This is a genomic window from Pandoraea anhela, from assembly GCF_902459655.1.
In the GTDB taxonomy this organism is placed as follows: domain Bacteria; phylum Pseudomonadota; class Gammaproteobacteria; order Burkholderiales; family Burkholderiaceae; genus Pandoraea; species Pandoraea anhela.
Genome location: NZ_CABPSB010000001.1, coordinates 181,998 through 201,900, shown reverse-complemented (window position 1 = coordinate 201,900; position 19,903 = coordinate 181,998). Strand labels below are relative to the sequence as shown.

17 protein-coding genes are annotated in these 19,903 nt (G+C 64.4%); 11 read left to right on the top strand and 6 right to left on the bottom strand.

The genetic code is table 11. The annotated features are described in order from the left end of the window. Positions 1 to 87: 87 nt before the first annotated feature. The gene (locus tag PAN31108_RS00870) at positions 88 to 675 is read left to right on the top strand and encodes a BPSL1445 family SYLF domain-containing lipoprotein (protein ID WP_150667022.1); all 588 of its coding nucleotides are present in this window, start codon (positions 88 to 90) and stop codon (positions 673 to 675) included. A 142-nt stretch (positions 676 to 817) separates the two neighbouring features. Here the strand turns inward: PAN31108_RS00870 and PAN31108_RS00865 are convergent, their stop codons facing one another. Next, the gene (locus PAN31108_RS00865) at positions 818 to 1,747 is read right to left on the bottom strand and encodes a LysR family transcriptional regulator (protein WP_150667021.1); all 930 of its coding nucleotides are present in this window, start codon (positions 1,745 to 1,747) and stop codon (positions 818 to 820) included. Between the two features lie 97 nt (positions 1,748 to 1,844). Between PAN31108_RS00865 and PAN31108_RS00860 the strand changes: the two genes are divergently transcribed. Together PAN31108_RS00860 and PAN31108_RS00855 are read left to right on the top strand one after the other, a co-directional pair. Further along, a complete protein-coding gene (locus PAN31108_RS00860) occupies positions 1,845 to 2,369 on the top strand; it encodes a DMT family transporter (RefSeq protein ID WP_150667020.1) in 525 nt (174 codons plus the stop codon). 388 nt (positions 2,370 to 2,757) lie between these two features. Beyond that, the gene (locus PAN31108_RS00855; protein ID WP_150667019.1) at positions 2,758 to 4,392 is read left to right on the top strand and encodes a methyl-accepting chemotaxis protein; all 1,635 of its coding nucleotides are present in this window, start codon (positions 2,758 to 2,760) and stop codon (positions 4,390 to 4,392) included. Positions 4,393 to 4,437: 45 nt separating this feature from the next. Here PAN31108_RS00855 and dapA read toward each other — a convergent pair whose 3' ends face one another. After that, entirely contained in the window at positions 4,438 to 5,445 is a 1,008-nt protein-coding gene (gene dapA, locus PAN31108_RS00850; protein WP_150667018.1) for a 4-hydroxy-tetrahydrodipicolinate synthase, read from the bottom strand. Between the two features lie 562 nt (positions 5,446 to 6,007). Here dapA and PAN31108_RS00845 point away from each other — a divergent pair. Further along, complete coding sequence (locus PAN31108_RS00845) at positions 6,008 to 7,198, top strand: BON domain-containing protein (RefSeq protein WP_246183707.1); 1,191 nt, start codon at positions 6,008 to 6,010, stop codon at positions 7,196 to 7,198. A 100-nt stretch (positions 7,199 to 7,298) separates the two neighbouring features. Here PAN31108_RS00845 and PAN31108_RS00840 read toward each other — a convergent pair whose 3' ends face one another. Further along, entirely contained in the window at positions 7,299 to 8,252 is a 954-nt protein-coding gene (locus tag PAN31108_RS00840) for a sigma 54-interacting transcriptional regulator (protein WP_150667016.1), read from the bottom strand. Between the two features lie 166 nt (positions 8,253 to 8,418). On the opposite strand from PAN31108_RS00840, the gene PAN31108_RS00835 reads away from it, so the two are divergent. Next, positions 8,419 to 9,864, top strand: coding sequence for a sigma-54-dependent transcriptional regulator (locus PAN31108_RS00835; protein ID WP_150667015.1), 1,446 nt, complete (start codon positions 8,419 to 8,421; stop codon positions 9,862 to 9,864). A gap of 38 nt (positions 9,865 to 9,902) precedes the next feature. Beyond that, a complete protein-coding gene (locus PAN31108_RS00830) occupies positions 9,903 to 10,583 on the top strand; it encodes a DUF4142 domain-containing protein (RefSeq protein ID WP_370819550.1) in 681 nt (226 codons plus the stop codon). Positions 10,584 to 10,658: 75 nt separating this feature from the next. Here the strand turns inward: PAN31108_RS00830 and PAN31108_RS00825 are convergent, their stop codons facing one another. Beyond that, the gene (locus tag PAN31108_RS00825; protein WP_150667014.1) at positions 10,659 to 11,129 is read right to left on the bottom strand and encodes a VOC family protein; all 471 of its coding nucleotides are present in this window, start codon (positions 11,127 to 11,129) and stop codon (positions 10,659 to 10,661) included. A gap of 474 nt (positions 11,130 to 11,603) precedes the next feature. Here PAN31108_RS00825 and PAN31108_RS00820 point away from each other — a divergent pair, with 474 nt between their 5' ends. After that, positions 11,604 to 12,968, top strand: a complete 1,365-nt coding sequence (locus PAN31108_RS00820) for a sensor domain-containing protein (RefSeq protein ID WP_174994789.1) — start codon at positions 11,604 to 11,606, stop codon at positions 12,966 to 12,968. A gap of 84 nt (positions 12,969 to 13,052) precedes the next feature. On the opposite strand, the gene PAN31108_RS00815 is transcribed toward PAN31108_RS00820, so the two are convergent. Beyond that, positions 13,053 to 13,838, bottom strand: a complete 786-nt coding sequence (locus tag PAN31108_RS00815; RefSeq protein WP_150667012.1) for an FRG domain-containing protein — start codon at positions 13,836 to 13,838, stop codon at positions 13,053 to 13,055. 193 nt (positions 13,839 to 14,031) lie between these two features. Beyond that, the gene (locus PAN31108_RS00810) at positions 14,032 to 15,072 is read right to left on the bottom strand and encodes an NAD-dependent epimerase/dehydratase family protein (protein WP_150667011.1); all 1,041 of its coding nucleotides are present in this window, start codon (positions 15,070 to 15,072) and stop codon (positions 14,032 to 14,034) included. A 118-nt stretch (positions 15,073 to 15,190) separates the two neighbouring features. Here PAN31108_RS00810 and PAN31108_RS00805 point away from each other — a divergent pair, with 118 nt between their 5' ends. The 4 genes from PAN31108_RS00805 (at position 15,191) to PAN31108_RS00790 (ending at position 19,892) form a co-directional block, all read left to right on the top strand. Continuing rightward, positions 15,191 to 16,090, top strand: a complete 900-nt coding sequence (locus PAN31108_RS00805) for a LysR family transcriptional regulator (protein WP_150667010.1) — start codon at positions 15,191 to 15,193, stop codon at positions 16,088 to 16,090. A gap of 104 nt (positions 16,091 to 16,194) precedes the next feature. Beyond that, positions 16,195 to 16,965, top strand: coding sequence for an alpha/beta hydrolase (locus PAN31108_RS00800; protein ID WP_370819549.1), 771 nt, complete (start codon positions 16,195 to 16,197; stop codon positions 16,963 to 16,965). A gap of 125 nt (positions 16,966 to 17,090) precedes the next feature. Beyond that, a complete protein-coding gene (locus PAN31108_RS00795) occupies positions 17,091 to 18,716 on the top strand; it encodes an AAA family ATPase (protein ID WP_150667009.1) in 1,626 nt (541 codons plus the stop codon). Between the two features lie 285 nt (positions 18,717 to 19,001). Continuing rightward, a complete protein-coding gene (locus tag PAN31108_RS00790; protein WP_150667008.1) occupies positions 19,002 to 19,892 on the top strand; it encodes a LysR substrate-binding domain-containing protein in 891 nt (296 codons plus the stop codon). The last annotated feature ends 11 nt before the right edge of the window (positions 19,893 to 19,903 follow it).

Below are 19,903 nucleotides of genomic sequence, written 5' to 3'. Positions count from 1 at the left end.
TCTCCGCGAGGGAGACGTCACGCGGTGGCCGGTCGCACGCGAGGTGCACGGCGCCCGATATCCGATTCACCATGCGGAGATATAAAAATGCAAACACGTCGGCAATTTCTTGGGGCTGCGGTTGTCGCTGGGGTCATGGGCGCAGCAATGTCCGGATGTTCGACGACGGGTAACACGCCCGCGACGCCCGAAGCGAACAACGCTCGCAAGCAATCCATCGACGCTGCGGCAGACGGCACATTGTCGCGTCTTTTCTCGACCGTTCCCGGCTCGCGTGAACTGGTCGGCAAGGCGCGCGGCGTGCTCGTCTTTTCCTCGGTCATTCAGGCGGGCGTCATCGTGGGCGGTCAGCACGGCGACGGCGCCTTGCGTGTCGGCGGCAAGACGACCGGCTACTACAGCCTGTCTTCCGGGTCGATCGGTGCGCAACTCGGCATGCAGTCGAAGTCGATCGTGTACCTCTTCATGACGCAGGAGGCGCTCGACAAATTCCGCAACTCCAGCGGGTGGTCAGCCGGCGCCGATGCATCGGTCGCGCTCGTGAAGATCGGGGCGAACGGTCAGGTCGACACAACGGCGTCTACTCATCCGGTCGAAGTGTTCGTCATGACGAACAGTGGCCTCATGGGGGATCTCTCGCTGTCCGGCACCAAGATCACGAAGCTCGAGATCTGAGCGCGCACGGCCCCCTCGGACGGGCAAAAAGGGGCGATTGAGGCCTATGGGGGCGACAGAGGCAATAGGGGCAATAGGGGGCGACGGGAGCGATCGGCGCGATCCGATGGGCTTACGGACGCCCCCAATGTGCCTCAATGTGTCAGCGTGCCTCGATGGCGCTCGACGCCCCGTCCGAACAGACCTGCACGATCTGCTCGCGCAGCCAGCGATGCGCGGGATCGACATCGCGGCGCGTATGCCACACGGCTTGAAACGGGAACGGCGGAATCGCGAACGGCGCGGCGAAGCGCCGCAATTTCCGGTCGTGGCGAAGGTGAGCCACGGCGCGCTGTGCAACCGTCAGCACGAGGTCGGTCCCGACGATCAACGCTGGGGCGACACTCCAGTGCGGTAGCGTGACAGCAATGCGTCGCGCGTGTCCCGACGCCGCGAGCGCCTGATCGATCTCGTTATCCACGCCCGGACGCATGGCGACCAGCACGTGCGGCCGCGCCATCCATTGCGCCATCGTCAGATGGCCGCGCGCCGGCAACGTCGCACGATCCGCCAGACAGACGAACGACTCTTCGAACAGCGTCAACGTCTCCAACTCGCCCGGACAGTCGTGGAACACGCCCAGCGCCAGGTCGATTTCGCCATCGAGCAACTGCGTGAGCATCGCTTCGCGGCTTGCCTGGGTGGCCGCGATATCGATGCCCGGCGCCTGCTCGCGAAGCCGTCGCGTGAGCGCCGGCAGCGCCACACGCGAGCCATAATCGGATAACGCAATGCGAAAGGTTCGCCGCGCCCGACGCGGATCGAACGCCGGCGCATGCCACAACCCTTGCAACCGATCAAGCGCCTCTTCGAGCGGGCGCTGGAGTTCGAGCGCACGCGCCGTAAGCGCGAGACCGCCGTCGCGACGCACGAGCAACGGGTCGTCGAAGATGCCGCGCAACTGCGCGAGCGCATGGCTTACGGCAGGTTGACTTCGATGCAGTCGCAACGCTGCGCGCGATACGTGACGCTCGGCCAGCAGGGCGTGCAGCGTCAGCAGCAGATTGAGGTCGATTCGACGCAAATCATCCATATGACGAATAGTTTGTGTGACGATTTCTAATTTCCATTATTGAAATGGATGAATCATGCTCAAGGCAAGCCTTATTCACGATTAGCGAGGTCTCCTCATGAATGCATCCCTGACCCCTCAACTGTCCGCAACGGTCCTGCTGCCGTTGGGCGTGGCCCTGTTCGCCGGTGCGGTCGTGCCGTTTCAGGCCGGCAGCAATGCCGCCCTCGGACGCACACTGGGGCATCCCCTATGGGCCACGGTCGCGTCGCTGCTGGTCAGTCTGCTCGTGGTGCTGCCGGTGCTGATCGGCATGCGCGCCGGGTTGCCGAATGTCGCCGCTGCCGCGCGCGGTCCGTGGTGGCTGTGGATCGGCGGCGTTGCGGGCGTGGCCTACATCACGGCAGCCCTGGTGCTGACGCCGCGTCTGGGCGCGGCCAACTTCATCGTTTGCGTGGTGGCCGGACAGGTCGTCGCCTCGTTGCTCATCGATCATTTCGGACTGATGGGACTCGCCGTCAAGCCGGTCAATCTCGTGCGCGTAGCCGGTGTCGTGCTCATCATCGCGGGCATGGTCGTGGTGCAATGGGGTACGCGCGCGCCCACGGTCAACGCCGCTGCGGCGAGTGCCGCCGGTTCATGAAGGTCGTGAGCGTCATGGATGTCATGAATCTCATGAAAGTCGCGATGCGGAGGGCGCCGTCGCGCGTCATTGGCGTCACGCTGTCGGCATTGCGTTCAACGTCGATGTCATCGGATCCCTGATATATGTAATTTCCATTGCGCCGGCGCGCTTGCGGGGCAAGTGGCTACCCGTGGAAAGCCTTATGTGACGGGCATTTCGGGGATGTTCTGCGATTTTCTCGAGGGGGCACTCAAGTTTCCTCAAAAGCACTCGTTAAGTCTCGTCAGAGGGACAGAGAGAGACAGCGACGCACACAGCGACTGCCGCGCATGCCGGCGGCGGATCGACACTGCGGCCGCGAGACGACGCAAACCTATCGCAACCATTGACTAAAGCGCGCAAAGCAATGTTCAAGAACCTGAGTATCAGCAAACGGCTCGCCGCCGCCTTCACCGTCAACGTATTGATGCTGTTGGTCGTGGCGGTCGTCGCCGTCACGAAAATGGTGACGATGGATAAAAACACGCAACTCATCGTCTCCGATCTGAACAACAAGATTCTCGAGTTCCACAACCTGAAGGATCGCGCGTCTCAAGTCGCGGTGCTCATGCGCGACATCGCCATGTTGGAGGATGCTTCGCAACTCGATGCACGACTGGGCAAGATCGATGAACTGCATCGCGCGAACCTCAAGAGCCTCGAAGGCATGGCGACGATGTTCTACACCGAAAAGGGCAAGGCGCTCTACGGCACGTTGACGGGGGCGGCCGCGGCGTACGGCAAGGAGATCGAACGGTTCCGAACGCTGGTGCACAACGGTGATTTCGCTGCGGTGAGGAGCGAGTTGATGGGGCCGATACAGAAGGTGCAAATGACGTTTTTCTCACCGCTGGACGACCTGATGAACGTGGGCAAGGCCGTGAGCGCCAAAGAGGCCGCCGATGCCAACGACGCTTATCTGTCCGCCCGTTTGTGGCTGCTCGCCACGCTGTTGGCATCCGTTGCGGCGTCGGTCGTGTGCGGCGTGGCGATTGCGCGCTCGGTCACACGCCCCGTACGGTCCACGGTCGCGGGGGCGAGTGCGCTGGCCAACGGCGATTTGACGCACCGCGTGCAGGTCGATTCGACCGATGAAATCGGTCAGATGGCGAAGGCACTCGACACCGCTATCGAACAGTTGGGGTACCTCGTGCGCAACATTCAAGGCGCGTCCGGCGCGATCGATACCGCCGCACGCGAAATCGCTCAGGGCAATACGGATCTGTCGCAGCGCACCGAGGAGCAGGCCGCGTCGCTCGAAGAGACGGCCGCTTCGATGGAAGAACTGACCTCGACCGTACGTCAGAACGTCGAGCATGCGTTGGAAGCGAAGCGTCTGTCGCAAGAGGCGTCGGGCGTGGCCGACGCCGGCGCGCAAAGCGTGCGCGCCGTGGTCGAGACGATGCAGGCGATGGCCAGTGCCTCGGCTCGCATGAGCGAGATGATCGCGGCCATCGAGGGTATCGCGTTCCAGACCAACATTCTCGCGCTCAATGCCGCAGTGGAGGCCGCGCGCGCGGGTGAACAGGGGCGGGGTTTCGCCGTTGTCGCCGGTGAAGTCCGCACGCTTGCCCAGCGCTCGGCAGGCACTGCGAAGGAGATTCGCGAACTGATCGCAACATCCGTGCGCCAGGTGCAGGACGGCTCGTCGCGCGTGGAGGTCGCGGGACGCACGATGGATCAGATCGTCTTGTCGGTACGCCGCGTGAGCGAACTGATTACGGAAATCGCCGCCGCCAGCGACGAACAGGCGCGCGGCATCGAGCAAGTCAATCAGGCTGTCGCGCAGATGGATCAGGTCACGCAGCAAAACGCTGCACTGGTGGAGGAGGCGGCAGCAGCGGCGGAGCATCTGCGTCAGCAGGCAGGCGAGCTGGTGAGCGAAGCAGGCAAGTTCCGTGTGAGCCACGCCGACCGGGAGCGCCGTCCGAACGTGAGCATCGTGCCGCTGTCCGCGACGCTCACAACGTCAGGCGACGCACATTTGCGCGTTGTCGCCTGACGTCGCGCCGTCCGTCAGCGCGGTCGGCTTGGGGCATCGGTGCCCTCAGGCGGTACCGACGGCACTGACGGCATTCGCTGCGTCGGCCGGGGCGGCCACCTGCACCCCGAACTCGGCGTCGATGGCGGCGACCGCGTCCACCAACTGCTGCGCCAGCGCCGGCGATGCGCTGGTCATCGGCGCGCGCAGCACATCGTCCAGCAAGCCTTCGCGCGCAAGCCATGCCTTGACCGGGCCGGGATTCGCTTGCGCAAACAACAGCTTCACCACGGGCATGACCGCGTGAAAGCGCACCCGCGCCGCCGCCAGTTGCTGTGACTGCACGGCGCGATACAGCGCGGCGAAATGTGCCGGACGGCAGTGCGACGACGCGATGATCGCGCCATGTCCGCCCATCGCGAGCGTTGACAGCAACTGATGATCTTCCCCCGCGAGCACGGACAGACGGCCGTCTGCGATGAGCGCTTGCGTGGTGTGGGCATTGCCGCCGCAATCCTTGATGGCGCGAATATTGCCGTGACCCGCCAGCGTCAGGAGCGTATCGAGCGTGAGCGTTGCGCCGGTGCGATACGGAATGTCGTAGAGCACGAGCGGCGCGTCAGAACGATCCGCGAGCGTGCGGAACCAGTCGACGAGCCCCGCCTGCGACGGCCGGATGTAATACGGTGCGGGCGTGAGCACCCCGGCGAGCGGCAGCGCGTTGAATGCGTCCAGGCGGGCGAGCGTATGGCCGAGATGGTTGCCCGCCAACCCGGCGATCACCGGCGTGCCGTCGGCTTCGCCCAGCACGGTCTCGAGCACGGCGAGTTGTTCGGCGTCGTCCAGCGCAGCCGCCTCGCCGGTCGTGCCGCAGATCACGAACCCGGCAATGCCGGAACGACGGTAATGCGCGACGAGCCGCCGCAGCGCGGCGTGATCGACCGGGGTGTTCGCGCCGTCACGGACGAAGGGCGTGACCAGCGGCAACCAGATGCCGCGAAACCCGGCGTGGGCCGATGTCGCCGACGAAACCGTCGAAAGGGGGGAAGTTGTCTGAGGTTGCGCGTCTTGCATGGTGTCTCCCTGAACGTACGAATGCGATGAACGAGTGATGACCTGTGCGGAAACCGTTCAGCAGGGCGACGCGGACATCGAGACGCGTAGAAGACTTCGGGGCAGGCCGGGTAATGCAGGCGGGCGCGAGGCGCGGGGCGGGACTGCCGGGTCCACGTGGCTATTCCGTCGCTCAACTGACGGAACAGCACGCTCCGGTCAGTTGAGCGACTGTTTTTTGCTTTTGACGAACGCACCCACCTGTCCCGTGAGGACAGCACCCAAAGCGGGCGAGTGGAGGTGGCGGATATTCGTCATGCGCAGACTCTATACGCTATGCGCGTGTGACGTCAAGCGCGTCGAAGCAAAGTCGACGGAAAACGCAACGTCCCCGCCGGCAGGACGAACTTGCCAGACATGGAAAAAATTCCTCACCGGCCGTCCGCGCGACCGAGCGCCGCAGGCGGCGCAGCGTGGTGCGCGGCGATGGCATACGACTTGCAGGCTTACTGTCTGGTGCCGACGCGGCTGGACGGAGGCCGTTGCTTCCGGGCCGGCGACGCCGTTGAACAGGAGAATCATCATGCAACGACGAAACTCAATGTCCGCCACGCGCGACAGCGAACGGCAGATGCAAGGTGGTGGGCAGCGTGGCCAATACCGTCGCGATGACGACGACGAGGCGATGCAGCGGGACTTCTCCGGCTATGACCAGGAGGACGAGTATGGCATGTCGCCGTCGCGCGAGCGTGGCGAGTGGCAGGCCGACTGGAGCGAAGCGGGGCGCGCGCGCGAATCCCGGGACGCACGCTACGGCAATGCGCGGCAGGGCGAGTGGCACGGCGAGTGGCGGGGCGATTCGCGCAACGCCTACGGCCAGTCGCAGGGCGGTAGGCAAAACTGCGACATGTATGGATCGCGTAGCGGCTACGGCAGGCGCTATGGCCGTGACGACGAGGGCGGCTTCCTCGGGGGCGGCAGCGGTGATTACCGTGGGGACGACCGCGGCGATTTCGGTCCGGTTTATGGTCGCCACAACGACCGAGACTACGGCCGAGACTACGGTGGAGACTACGGTGGAGACTACGGCCGCGACTATGGTCATGACCATGGCGGCGACTACGGTCGTCAGGACGCTCGCGATGACGATCGCAACGATGGTCGCCCGGCGATGTATGGATCGACCGGTGGCGCTCGGCAGCAACGCTACGGCGGCGGTTTCTCACCGGAGCAAGGACGTTGGCAGGGGCGTCAGGACGCCGGCCAGCGGGGGCAGGCGTACGGCTACGCAGGCGGCCAATCGACGGACATGCGTCACCGGCAAGGGCCGAAGGGCTATAGCCGCACCGACGAGCGCATTCGTGAGGATGTTTGCGAGCGCCTGTGTATGGCGCATCAGCTCGAAGTGCAGGACGTCACCGTGCAGGTGAAGGACGGTCGTGTCGAGTTGCAAGGCCATGTGCCTGAGCGTTGGATGAAGCATGTGATCGAAGACGTCGCGGAACAATGCTTCGGTGTCCAGGACGTTGAGAACCGCATCCGCACGCAGTCGTCGTTCGGACAGGGCGATGCTCAGCGCGGCGGCGCAGGGGCGGGCGCATCGGCCACCCAGCGTTCTTCGGGGCAGAGCGGCACGGTAGGCACGCCGGGTTCCGGCACCGCCGCCAGTACGGCCTCCGGTACGGCCTCCGGTACGGCCTCCGGTACGGCAGGTTCGAGCGGATCGTCGTCGGGGGCGTCCGGCTCGACGACCGAATCGGGCAAGCACCACTAAGCCCGGCATGCTGCCGCGGTCGCAACGCAAGACACACAGAGGGGGCGCGACCGCGTCAGCCGCATCGGCAATGTGGACTGGATTGACTGGATTGACTGGATCAGGGCGCTGCGCGCGTCGACAGACGGTTGTAAAGCGTCTTCAGGCTCACGCCGAGCGCGCGTGCGGTGCGAGGCTTGTCGTTTTCGTGGTGGACCAGCGACGCAGTAATGAAGCGATATTGCGCGTCGGCCAGCGTCATGGTGCGAGGCAGTTCCAGCGTACCGTCATGAACGACGGGATCGGGCGGCGGGACGGCATCGATGGCAATCCGGATCACGTCGTCGGCGAGGATGAAGGCTCGCTCGACGACGTGGTGCAACTCACGAACGTTGCCGGGCCAGGCGTAATCGCTCAACGCGCGCAGCGACGTGGCCGACAGCCGCTTCGGCTGAGCCTGCGCGCGCGCCCGGGCGTTGAGCATGTTGACATGCGCGGTCGCGAGCGCTGTCACGTCGCCATCGCGATGCCGCAGCGCCGGCACTTGCACGACGAAGGCAGCGAGCCGGTAGAGCAGGTCGTCGCGCAACGCCCCGCTGCGCAGCGCGTGTGAGACGTCGTGACGCGTCGCGGCGATCACGCGCACATCCACCGGCACCGGCTGGCTGCCGCCGACGCGACACACGCTCCCCGCTTCGAGCGCGCGCAGCAGCTTGACCTGCATCGGCGGCGGCATGTCGCCGATTTCGTCGAGAAACAGGGTGCCGCCATGCGCCGTCTCGAAATACCCGCGCCGCCGGTCGATCGCGCCGGTAAAGCTACCGCGCTCGTGACCGAACCATTGCGATTCGGCAAGATCGACCGGCATCGCCCCGCAGGGCACCACCACGAAAGGCCCGTCGCGCCGCTCGCTCCCGGCGTGCAGCGCACGTGCAACAAGCTCTTTGCCGCTTCCGCTTTCACCGAGAATCAATACGCTCAGCGACGTGCGCGCAACGCGATCGATTTGCGCGCGCAAGGCGCGAATCGCGGCGGAGTGACCGAGCAAAGCAGCAGAGTCGGGCGCAGGTGTCATGCCGGTGTGACGCGAAGCGCACCACGAATATCCCGTGCGCTCGCCAATTCGACATTGAAATTCTGTAACCGATGACGGCATCGCATAGGAAGTTTCGATGACAGCGTGCCGAACGGCATCGCAAATCGCGTAGTCGAACAGGCATCTGCCGTTGTCCGGAGGGTTCATGTCCATCGAGTCAGACGGGTTGCACGACATCGGTTTCGCCGCCGACCGGTCGCCCATTCTGCTGGTCGGCGCGGACAAGGTCACGCGCGACGCATTGTCTGCGTTATGTCAGGCATTGTGCCCGCCGACGCTCCCGCCGCCTGCCTGGGCGAGCACGCTTGCCGAGGCCGACGCGCGTCTGTCGCAAGCGCCTCCGTCGCTCGTCATGACCGATGTGGAGATGCCGGACGGCAGCGGCTTCGACGTGCTGGACGGTTGGGCGCGTCGCCGTGATCTCGATGTGGTGATGTGTACGGCGCGCCCCGGCTGGGAGAGTGCGGTGCAGGCATTGCGCCGTGGCGCGAGCGACTATCTCGTGCTGCCCGGCGATCGTGAGCGCGCAGGGGAATGGATCGCCCGCGCCACCGAGGTTGCCGTCGCGAGTGACTGGCCGTTATTGCGCGCGCCGCTTCATGGTTTCCCCCGTGCGCCGCGAAGTGATGCCGGGGCGTCGACACCCGCCTTGCCACCGTTTTCGGGGCTGCTGGGCCAGTCCGATGCGATGCGGTGCGTGTTCGACGCGCTCGCCCGCGTAGGCCCCACGGACGCGGCGGTGTTGCTCACCGGCGAATCCGGGACGGGCAAAGAGTTGGCGGCGCGCGCCGTGCACGATCTGAGCGAGCGGCGTGACGGGCCGTTCCTTGCCGTGAACTGCGGCGCCATCGCGCCGAATCTCGTGGAGAGCGAAGTGTTCGGGCACGACCGGGGCAGCTTCACCGGCGCGGAGCGACGGCATCGCGGGTTCTTCGAGCGGGCGCACGGCGGTACGCTGTTTCTCGACGAGATCGCGGAAATGCCGCTGCCATCGCAAGTCAATCTGTTGCGGGTGCTCGAGACCGGCAAGCTGATGCGTCTGGGCGGCACGCAGGAAATTGCCGTGGATGTGCGCATCGTCGCTGCGACCAATGTTCCGCCCGACGTCGCCATGCGTGCAGGCAAGCTCCGGCCCGATCTCTTTCATCGTCTGAACGTTTTCCCCGTGACGTTGCCGCCGTTGCGCGAACGCGGCGACGACGTGACGTTGCTCGCACAGGCGATTCTCGACGAGGCCAACGCGCTCGACGGCCGGGCGATGCATTTCGCCCCGCACGTCCTGTCCGCGCTGCGTCGCCACGACTGGCCGGGCAACGTGCGCGAGTTGCGCAACTTCGTGCAGCGCATGCGCATTCTGAGCCGCACGACGTGCATCGATTCGCTGCCGCCACCGATCGTCGAAGTGCTTGCACAGTTTCCCGTGCAAGACGACCGCACGTCCATCTCGCTCGATGCGCCGCTGGCCGATCTCGACCGTCAGGTCATCCTCGGCGCGCTCGCCCAATGCGGCGGCGTGAAGGCGCGCGCGGCGCGACAGCTCGGCATCAGCCTGAAGACGCTATACGCACGGCTGGCGCGGATGTCGGGATAACCACGCATCCATCGCAATACCCATTCCGGGAGGGCCATATGCATTCAGGACACATTATCTTGCGCCGTACCTGCGTGCTCGGTGCGGCATTCGCATCGCTGCTGGCGGGACCGTTCGCCTCGTCTGCCATGGGGCAGGAGTTGCCGAAGGGCGTGCCGGCTCAGGGAGGCGGCACCGATCAGGCGGGCATCGGGGCGGGGCAGGACGTCACCCACGCCGCGCCGAAGGTCTCACCGAGGGCCGTGCGCGCCGGGCAGCCGACGGCAGGCACTAGCGCGGATTTCGCGGAGTTCGCCGAGTTCGTCGACAAGGCACATAAGGCCGGCAAGACGGAAGTGCAGGCCAGTCAGTTGGCGGCGCAGCGTTCGCGGCATCCGTCCGTCAAGCGATTCGCCCAGCAGATGGTGACCGATCACAGCAAGGTCAACGAGGCGCTGCGTCAACTCGCGGCGAAGAAGGGCGTGAGTGTGCCGAACGACGCCGCCGTGGACCCCGACATCGAAGCATTGAAGGGGAAGACGGGACGCGAGTTCGACATCGCTTATCTCGATATCGCCGGGCCCGACGCGCATGAAAAGGCCGTCACGCTGTTCCGGACCGAGGCCGAGAAGGGGCAGGATCCCGATCTGCGCGCCTTTGCGCAGAAAACGTTGCCGACGCTCCGCCACCACCTGAGCGAAGCACGGGAAGTGTCCGCCAAGGTCGAAATGGGGAAGTAAGGGCCGGACTTCAGCGAATCAGCGTCAGCCACCCCGACGTCAGCGGGAGGTGAACGGCGAAGCGCAGTGGGGGGCTCAGCCTGCGGCTGCGCGATCCAGCGCCGCGATATCGATCTTGCGCATCGTCATCATCGCCTCCATCGCCCGGCGGGCCTTTGCGACGTCGGGGTCCGCCATGAGGTCGAGCAGTCGCTGCGGCGTGATCTGCCAGGAGACGCCCCAACGATCCTTGCACCAGCCGCATGCGGATTCCGCACCGCCGTTGCCGAGAATCGCATTCCAGTAGCGGTCGGTCTCTTCCTGATCCTGGGTGACGACCATGAAGCTGACGGCTTCGTTGGGCTGAAACTCGGGCCCGCCATTCAGGCCCACGAAAGCCCGGCCCAGCACCGTGAACTCGACCGTCAGTTCATTGCCGGTACCGATACCGGGTATGGGGGAGATGTGACGCGCCTGAACGTAACTGTCGGGAAACGTCGCGGCGTAGAATTCAGCGGCTTCGCGCGCCTGAGCGTTGAACCAAACGCAGGTAACGAGCTTCGTCATGGTTGTCTCCTGTCGTGAATCGCCATCCGCGTGGGAGGCGATGAATCAGCTTACTACACAGGGCCGGCAGGCCCGTCGCGCAGCCGCCACGCGCGCATTTTGGCGGTTGCGTATTTGAATTTCGCAAGTGACAATCGCCAGAACCCGGGAATTGAAAACAACGGGGCGCGAAGGGCGGGTAAAAACGAATAACAATCGGGACAAGATGGCAGCAAGCATCGGGCGGCTTCGCAACGAGTACGATGTGCATGCCAAAAGGTCCGGGCGGAATGCGCCGCCGACGTCGTAACGCCACGCAGGGTCAGGCAGCTCATTTTTTAGGCGGCACGTGTCGGGGGCGGGAAGGCAATCGCAAGGCTTGCGTTGTCGTTGTGATGAAATATTCACATATTGAGATTGCCTGATATCGGCCTCACGCTTCACGGCCGTTCGAAACAAATGGAATTCGTAACAAAAGACGTCCTGGTCAGCTGTATGGAGCTGCTGCTGGACGCAGTGTTTCTCGTCAATCAGACCGGGACTCTCGTGTATGTGAGCCCGGCCTGCGAACATATTCTCGGTTACTCGCCGCAAGAATTGATGGGACGCCCGATGATCGATTACGTGGCCAAAGAGGACCGCGAGCGCACCATCGAAGAGTCCAGACTTGTCATGGCGGGCCGTCCCCGCATCGGCTTCGAGAACCGTTACATCCATAAGGACGGACATTACGTCCACATCATGTGGTCTGCGCGATGGTCCGAAGCGCACGGGCTGCGCATCGGCGTCGCGCGCGACGTCTCCGCCAGAAAGCGCGCCGAAGCGCTTCAGCGCGCCACCTACTCGATCTCCGAAGCGGCACACGACGCCGCCGATATCCGCTCCCTGTGCAAAGCCGTGCACGACACGCTGGGGACGCTGTTCCCCATTGACGCGATCGTGGTGACGACGTGCGACGCGGCACTGCGCGTGTGGGAAAAAGCGTATCAGTACCGCGACAGCGCCGACGTGCCGCTGCTCGACTGGCCGCAGGCCGAACAACTCTCGGTACAGGCCACCAACGCGCAGGAACCGCTCTGGCGACTGGTCGAAAGCGCGTCGGGGAACACCGGTGCCGATGCGCCTGCGGCGATGCGCACCGAGCCGTTATCGCTGGACGATAACGTCGAGGCGGCGAGGCATGCGCTGGCCGTGCTGCCAATGCATACGGCGCGGCGCGCGGTCGGCACGCTGATGATTTACGGCCCGGTCCGGGCATTGCAGGCCGAGGCGGCGCAACGTCTGCTCGCGTTCGTCTGCGACCAGACGGCGTTGGCGATCGAGCGCAAGCAATTGATCGACGATCTCTACAATGCGGCCCGTTTCGACGAGTTGACGGGGCTGCCGAACCGTCGCACGTTCGGGGAATTCGCCGGTGAGGCGGTGCGTCGTGCACAACGCACCAACGGCAAACTGGCGCTGCTCTTCGCGGACATCGACGGTTTCAAGGCGGTGAACGACGGCCTCGGGCATGCCGCCGGCGACTTACTGCTCAAGGAAATCGGCCGACGCATGAAGGCGGGCGTGGCCGATAGCGGCGTTGTGGCGCGTTATTCGGGCGACGAGTTCGTGGCACTCGTGCAGGATGCGGAAGTCGTCGACAGGATCGATTTTGCGGTAACGCGCCTGCGTGCCGAAATCGAGCAGGCCATTTCAGTGAACGACGCCAGCCTGACGGTGCGCGTCAGCGTCGGTGTCGCCGTCTTCCCGGACGATGGCGAGTCGATGACCGAACTCTTCCGGGTGGCTGACCAGCGCATGTACGCCAACAAGGCCGCCCGCAAGTCGGGCGGCGCGAGCTTTCTCGAGCGACTGCTCTGACCCGGGTTTCGCGTCGCGGTCGGGGTAATGGGCATGGTCGCCACGGTTGCCACAATCGCGTTGTTGTGACCGTTTCGACCCCGCTTAGCCCAGCGTCTGCGTCGGCCAGACCATTTCGATTTCGACGGCGATCGAGCGCGCCAGCCCGTCGAGGTCCGGGAACAGCGACGCGTTCGTGACGTTCATCCGGTAGAGCCACTTCATGGCGTCGGCGCGCAGCGCGACCGGCAGCACGATCTTGCGCAGCAACGGCTCGTCGCTCTCGTATCCGTCGAGAATGCGATGCAACGGCCGGTCGATCACGCCGGGCACGACGAATGTGCCGGACTGGGCGATCAGGCGGCCATCCATCTCCTCGGGTTCGCCGAACCAGACCACCTCGTTGTCGTTACCGAGGAAGTACTTCTCCATATTTCCCTTGACGCGTGGATCGATCGTATCGCGGGTCAGCCACGACGCATGGCGAGGGCGCGCGCGGTCGTCGTACAGCGCGGGGGTGTTGAGCGCGAAGATGGCCGAATCGGACGTGGCGCGTTCCAGGGCGAAGAACGCCGCGACAAAGGGCGACTTCGTGAAATCGAGCAAACGGGTGGGGGCGCCATGGTGCTGCATCAGCCCGAGGCAACGCAGGTCGTCGTGCAGCAGCGCGGGCCAGGGCACATGGTTGTGCGCCTTGCGCCGGAAGATGCGGATCGCGCGGGCCTCGCGACTGCGCCACTGCTCCTTGTCGGCCACATACGCGTGCAGATAGCGCGACAGGGAGCTTTGGAGATGCCACCGGGCGTCTTGCTGCCCGCGAAACGCCCAGCCTTCGAAGCGGGAAGACAGCGCCATGAAATCCTTCCAGCTCTCGACGACAGTGGTGTCCATAGTGGGCGAAATCCTTGATGTTGAGGACGCCAGGTCACGGCAAGTGCGGCGCGACGCCGGTCACTATAGTACGGCGTGCGTGACAGCTCAAGCGCGACCCGCCGTCATCGCGTGTCGTCCCGGCACGTGGCGGTGGCGACTGGCCGTGAGACTGTCCGGCGCCGCCCCAGGCGAGTCCGAGGCGGGGCGAGGGTCAGGGGTAGACGAAGCCTTTGGCCGAGGGCTTGCCGGGCAGGCATCCGAGTCCTTCGAGCGTGGCGCGCACGGCGACGTCGAGCGGCGTGTGAGGCTCCTCGCCGAGGACGTCGAGGAGCCGCGTGTTATCCATGCGCACCGGTTGTTGCCAGAGGTATCGCATCTCCCGCAGTTCGCGCAGCGTGGTCACGAAGGGCGACAGCATCGTCATCAGCCACCAGGGAAAGCGTCGGGTCGTTACCTCGACACCTTGGCGCGCCATTACACGCACGATGGCGGCGGCCATCTCGGCGCCGTCGGCATCCCAGTGACCGGCCATGTGGAAGTTGGCGAAATCGGCGAGGGTGTGACGGCGCTCGATTAGCATGACCATCGTGCGGGCGACGTCCGGCAGATACGACCATTCGTGCCCGACGCCGGGGGCGTTCGGAATTTGCACGACGCGCGTCGTTTGCCCCGGCTTCACTAGGCCCTGACCGAACCAGCTATTGCGCGTGCGCGGTCCGAAGTAATCGCCGGCGCGCACGATGATCGTCTGCACGCCCGTGCGGCTCGCATCGAGCAGGCGGCCTTCCATCGTCGCGCGGATCTTGCCCTTGCGGGTGCGGGGACGCTGCGGCGCGTCTTCATGCAGTAACGGGAACGTCTCGGGGCCGTAGTTGTAGACGGTGCCCGGCAGCACGACGGTAGCGCCGTATCGCGTTGCGGCAGCGATCGTGTTGTCGAGCATCGGCAGCACCTGCGTATTCCAGTGGCGATACCCCGGTGGATTGACGGCGTGCACGATGACGTCGCAATCGCGTGCGGCGCTCAGCACATCGCAGGCGTGCATGGCGTCGCCATCGATCCATTCGATGCCGCTGATGTTGGGCGTCACGTCATCGGAGGCGTTCGCCGTGGCGTCCGGCGCACCGCCACGACGCAACGCGCGCACCTGCCAGCCGGCGTCAAGCAATTGCCGCGTGACTTCACCGCCGATGCCGCCCGTCGCACCGAGCACCAGCGCGCGGGATATTTTCCATTGAGTCGAATGCGTCATGAGATCGGACCTCGTTCGTTGTGGGTGAGGCCATTTTCCGCGCGGGGCAGCTAGAATAAAATTGCCGAAAATCATCTATCGGCTATACATTTTTGTATGCCTCGGAGCGACATTGAATATGGCCTCGAATCTCGGTCATCTCAGTTGGGATCTTTACCGCACGTTTCTCGCCGTGCTCACGGAAGGCTCGTTATCGGGCGGGGCGCGGGCATTGGGCATCACGCAACCCACCGCCGGTCGCCACATCGCCGCGCTGGAGTCGGCGCTGGGGAAAACGCTTTTCACGCGCTCGCAGACGGGATTGTTGCCGACCGATGCCGCGCAGTCTCTACGCTCGCAGGCCCAGGCAATGCAGCACACGGCATTGGCGTTCGAGCGGGCGGCGTGCAGCCAGGGCGACGGCGTGCGCGGGGTCGTGCGGATCTCGGCCAGTGAGGTGGTCGGCGTGGAAGTGCTGCCGCCGATCCTGACGGCGTTGCGCCGTGCGCATCCCGGGCTCGTCCTGGAACTCGTGCCCACGAACCGGATTCAGGATTTGCTGCACCGCGAAGTGGATATCGCCGTGCGCATGGCGCCGCCGCAGCAAGACGCGCTGATCGCGCGTCGCGTGGGCACCGTCGACGTCGGGCTCCACGCACGCGACGACTACCTCGCGCGGCACGGCGTGCCGGCGTCGCTGGCCGATCTCGCGCATCACGCGGTGATCGGCTTCGATCAGATGACGCCGTTCCTGCGCGAAGCCACGCGCGGTATGCCGGTGTGGTCGCGCGATACGTTCGCGTTTCGCGCCGACAGCGATCTGGCCCAGTTGGCGATGATTCGCGCAGGGTACGGCATCGGCGGCTGTCAGGTGCCGCTGGCCAGACGCGACGCACGTCTCGTCAGGATCCTGCCCAGCGCTTTTCGCTTCAAGTTGCAGACCTGGGTGACGATGCACGAAGACCTGCGCTCGAGTCCGCGTTGCAAGGTCGCTTTCGATGCCCTGGTGGCCGGATTAGCCACCTATATGGCCGGATAAGGTTTGAATGAGGCGGCGGGGCGGCAAATACGGGATGTCCGTGACGATATGTGTGATATACAATATATCAATAACATCAACGATCACGAGACACTCACCGCGCCATGTTCGACCCTTCCTTGTTCGGACGCATGTCACCGGACGTCATCACGTCCGCTTCGATGTCGCAGATTCCCCGGAACGCCGATACGACGGGGGAGTCCGCGTCGACTGCAACGCCATCTACCGCACCTTTTTCGCCTTTTTCGCCTTTTGTGCCGTTTGCGCCCGGGCGTCATTCGCTCGGTCTTAGCGAAACGCGTGACGCGGTGTTGTACGTGCCTGCCGGGTTGCCGCGCGACAAGCCGGTCCCGCTGTTCGTGATGTTTCACGGCGCGGGGGGCTTTCCGGAGAAGGTGTTGCCGTTCATCGAACCGCACGCGGACCGTGGCCGGTTTCTCGTGCTCGCGCCGCATTCGACGTTTCCGACGTGGGATATCGTCATCGGCGGCAACGGGCCGGATCTGGAGCGTTTGCAAGCGGCGCTGCGTCTCGTGGCGGCGCGCTATGCCATCGACGCGCAGCGCGTGGCGTTTGCCGGATTCTCCGACGGCGCGAGCTATGCGTTGTCCATCGGTGTGACCAACGGCGATATTGCGAGCCACGTCATTGCGTTCTCCGGCGGTTTCATGTCGATTTTCATGCAGGAAGGTCTGCCGAAAGTGTTCATCGCGCACGGCCTGATCGACGAACAACTGCCGATCGCCACCAGCGGGCGACAGAACGCAAACAAGCTCAAAGCGGCGGGCTACGATGTGCAATTCGTCGAATTCGACGGGCGGCACATCATCGAGCCGGGGGTCGTGGCTCAGGCCATCGACTTCTTCCTCGGCTGAGCGCACGCGCCGGTTCGCGCTCGCTGGCCCCGTCGATCCGGGCCGCGCCCGGGCCGCATGTCCCGCGCGCATTGAACGCTTCATCTGCTCCATTCGCCTCACACGCCATACGGGGAGTGCCGTCCATGGATTTCGAAATTCCCGAATCACTGATTCATCCGCTGATGCAACTCATCGGCGCCGACTCGCCGCTGGGCAAGCAACTGACGGCCTACGGCGTATGCCGTGGCAACATGCTCGTCTCCAGCGAATGGTTCGACGCCAAGTCGCTCAACACGCTCTACGTGCTGAGCAAGTCGCAGAATGAGCGGGCGCTGATGTTCCAGATGCTGGCGCTGGATAACGTCTACAATGCCCCGCAAGCCCGCGTCATCCCAAGTCTGGACAAGCTGGTGCCGGGGCTGGTCGCTTACCTCGCGCGCGACGTGATCGACGGCTGGCTGTATCAGCGTCATCGCGACGGTGCGCTGCTGCCCTGGCTCGTGCGTCGTCTGCGTTACGTGGAACCGGATCAGGGGTCGCCTTACGTGGTCGTGGACATGCTGGCGAACACGATGCAGTCGGCCAACCTGAGTCCGACGGAGCATCGTCCGCGACGCTCGGGCATGACCACGTCGCTCGTCTTTACACGCGACGACATCGCGAATCGCACCATTCCCGAGTTGCTTGCCGAGTTCGGTTTCTACAAGGAATGCGCCGAGTTCAAAGCGGAATACGAGCAGCATGCACAGCGCTTTCTGCGTGTGCAGCGGGCCTTCGGCGCGCAGTTCGTGCTCAGTCGGGCGGCGTTCTCCGTCGATCCGAAGGGCGTGACGGAACTGATTCGCGTAGGCGATGGCGTGACGGCGAAATGCGTGAACGACGAGGAGCGTCTGGAGCGCAATTTCGAGATGGCGTGCGACGCCGATTTCTGGCGCAACGCCGAGATTACGCAAGCCTTCGAGACGATCCCGCTGCACTGCTATGTGCACGTGTTTCATCTCGACTGGCATCGCAATCTCTGGGTACACGTGCAGAACATGACCGAGTATGCCTACCAGCCGAGTTTGCGAGACAAGCTGGTGCTGCCGGCGCATCATCACGATCTGATCGACATTCTGACGTCGAACATGGACGCGATGATGCCCGACTTCGTCCCCGGCAAATCGGGCGGTGCAACGATCCTGTGTCAGGGCGCGCCGGGGCTGGGCAAGACGCTCACGGCGGAGATTTACTCGGAAGTCGTCGGCAAGCCGCTCTATCGCGTGCATTCGGGGCAATTGGGGACGACGGCGGCGTCGGTCGGCGCCACGCTCATGAGCATCCTGCGTCGGGCCATGCGCTGGAACGCGATCCTGTTGCTGGACGAAGCGGACGTCTACATCCGGCGACGCGATAACGATCTGGAGCACAACGCCATCGTCGCGGAGTTCCTGCGCTCGCTGGAGTATTTCCACGGCTTGCTGTTCATGACGACGAACCGCATCGGCGACGTGGACGACGCCATTCTCTCGCGCTGCATTGCTACGATCCACTACGAAACCCCTTCGGCCCCCGACGCGCGCCGGTTGTGGCGCATGCAGGCGGAGCAGGTCGGGGCATATCTCGACGACGGTCTGATCGAGACGCTTGCCGCCCGCTATCCGAAGGCGAGCGGGCGCGACATCAAGGAACTGATGAAGCTCGCCAGCCGTTACTGCAAGGTCAGGAACCTGCCATACACGGAAGACGTCTTCCGTTTGTGCGGCCTGTTCCGCGGTTACGACGGTTGACCGGCATGCCGTTGCATCATGTGGGCGTCGCCGGCATTGGCCGGGACCTCACCCGAGATCGCGTTGTCCGATTCGCGGGCGCTCGCCGTGTGACGGGGCAAGCTGCGGCCCGGCAACGCCTAAAGCACCTAAAGCACCTAAAGCACCTAAAGCACCTAAAGCACCTAAAGCACCTAAAGCACCTAAAACGCCTAAAAACGTCGAAAGCGCCGCAAGCGCCGGTTGTCGCGCATTCGTCGCGCGTGATACAAGTGCAGCCATCCATCCACAAAGTGAATATGAGATATGGCTGGCAGTGCAAAATCGAATCGACCGCTGTTCGACCTGGACTTGCTGCGCTCGATCGTCATGGTCGCCGATTGCGGCAGCTTCACGACGGCGGCTGCACGCCTGCATTCGACGCAGTCCACTGTCAGTCAGAAGGTGAGGCGTCTTGAAGACATGGTCGGGCACAAGCTGCTCGTGCGTGGCAATCGCGAAGTCCACGCGACGGACGCGGGCGAATTGCTGCTCGGCTATGCGCGGCAGATGCTCGTGCTCAACGATCAGATGTTCGAGGCGCTGTCGGGCGCGGTGGTGGCGGTGACGGTGCGTCTGGGCGTGCCGGAAGACTTCGCCACCGGGGCGACGACGCAAGTCCTCGCCCGTTTCAACCGTCAGTATCCGCAGGTGAAGCTCGAAGTGACGAGCGGGCTGAGTCGCGATCTGCTGGGCAGTTACGATCACGGCGAACTCGATCTCGTGCTGGTCAAGCAGCGGCGCAACAGCCGGGAATCGGTGGCGAGCCGTCCGGAGAAGCTGGCGTGGATCGACAGCGCAAAGCATCCGTCGTTCGCCCTCGATCCAGTGCCGCTCGTGACTTTCCCCACCCGTGGCCTGTATCGCGACGACATGATCAACACGCTCGAAGCCATGGGACGTAACTGGCGCATCAGCTTCACCAGTTCGAGCCTTAGCGGCATACAGGGCGCGGTGGCCGACGGGATGGGGATCAGTCTGGTGCCGCCACGCGCGGTGTTGCCCGGGCATGTGGTGCTCGGGCGGGCGCAGGGGTTGCCTGTCATCGACACCTTCGAACTCGCGATTTTCCATCGTCCGACAGCCGACCCGATGGTCGGTGCGCTCGCCAAGGTGCTTGTGGGCATGCTCGAAACGAAGCCGCGCGCGTCGAAGTGAGCGACACGCGC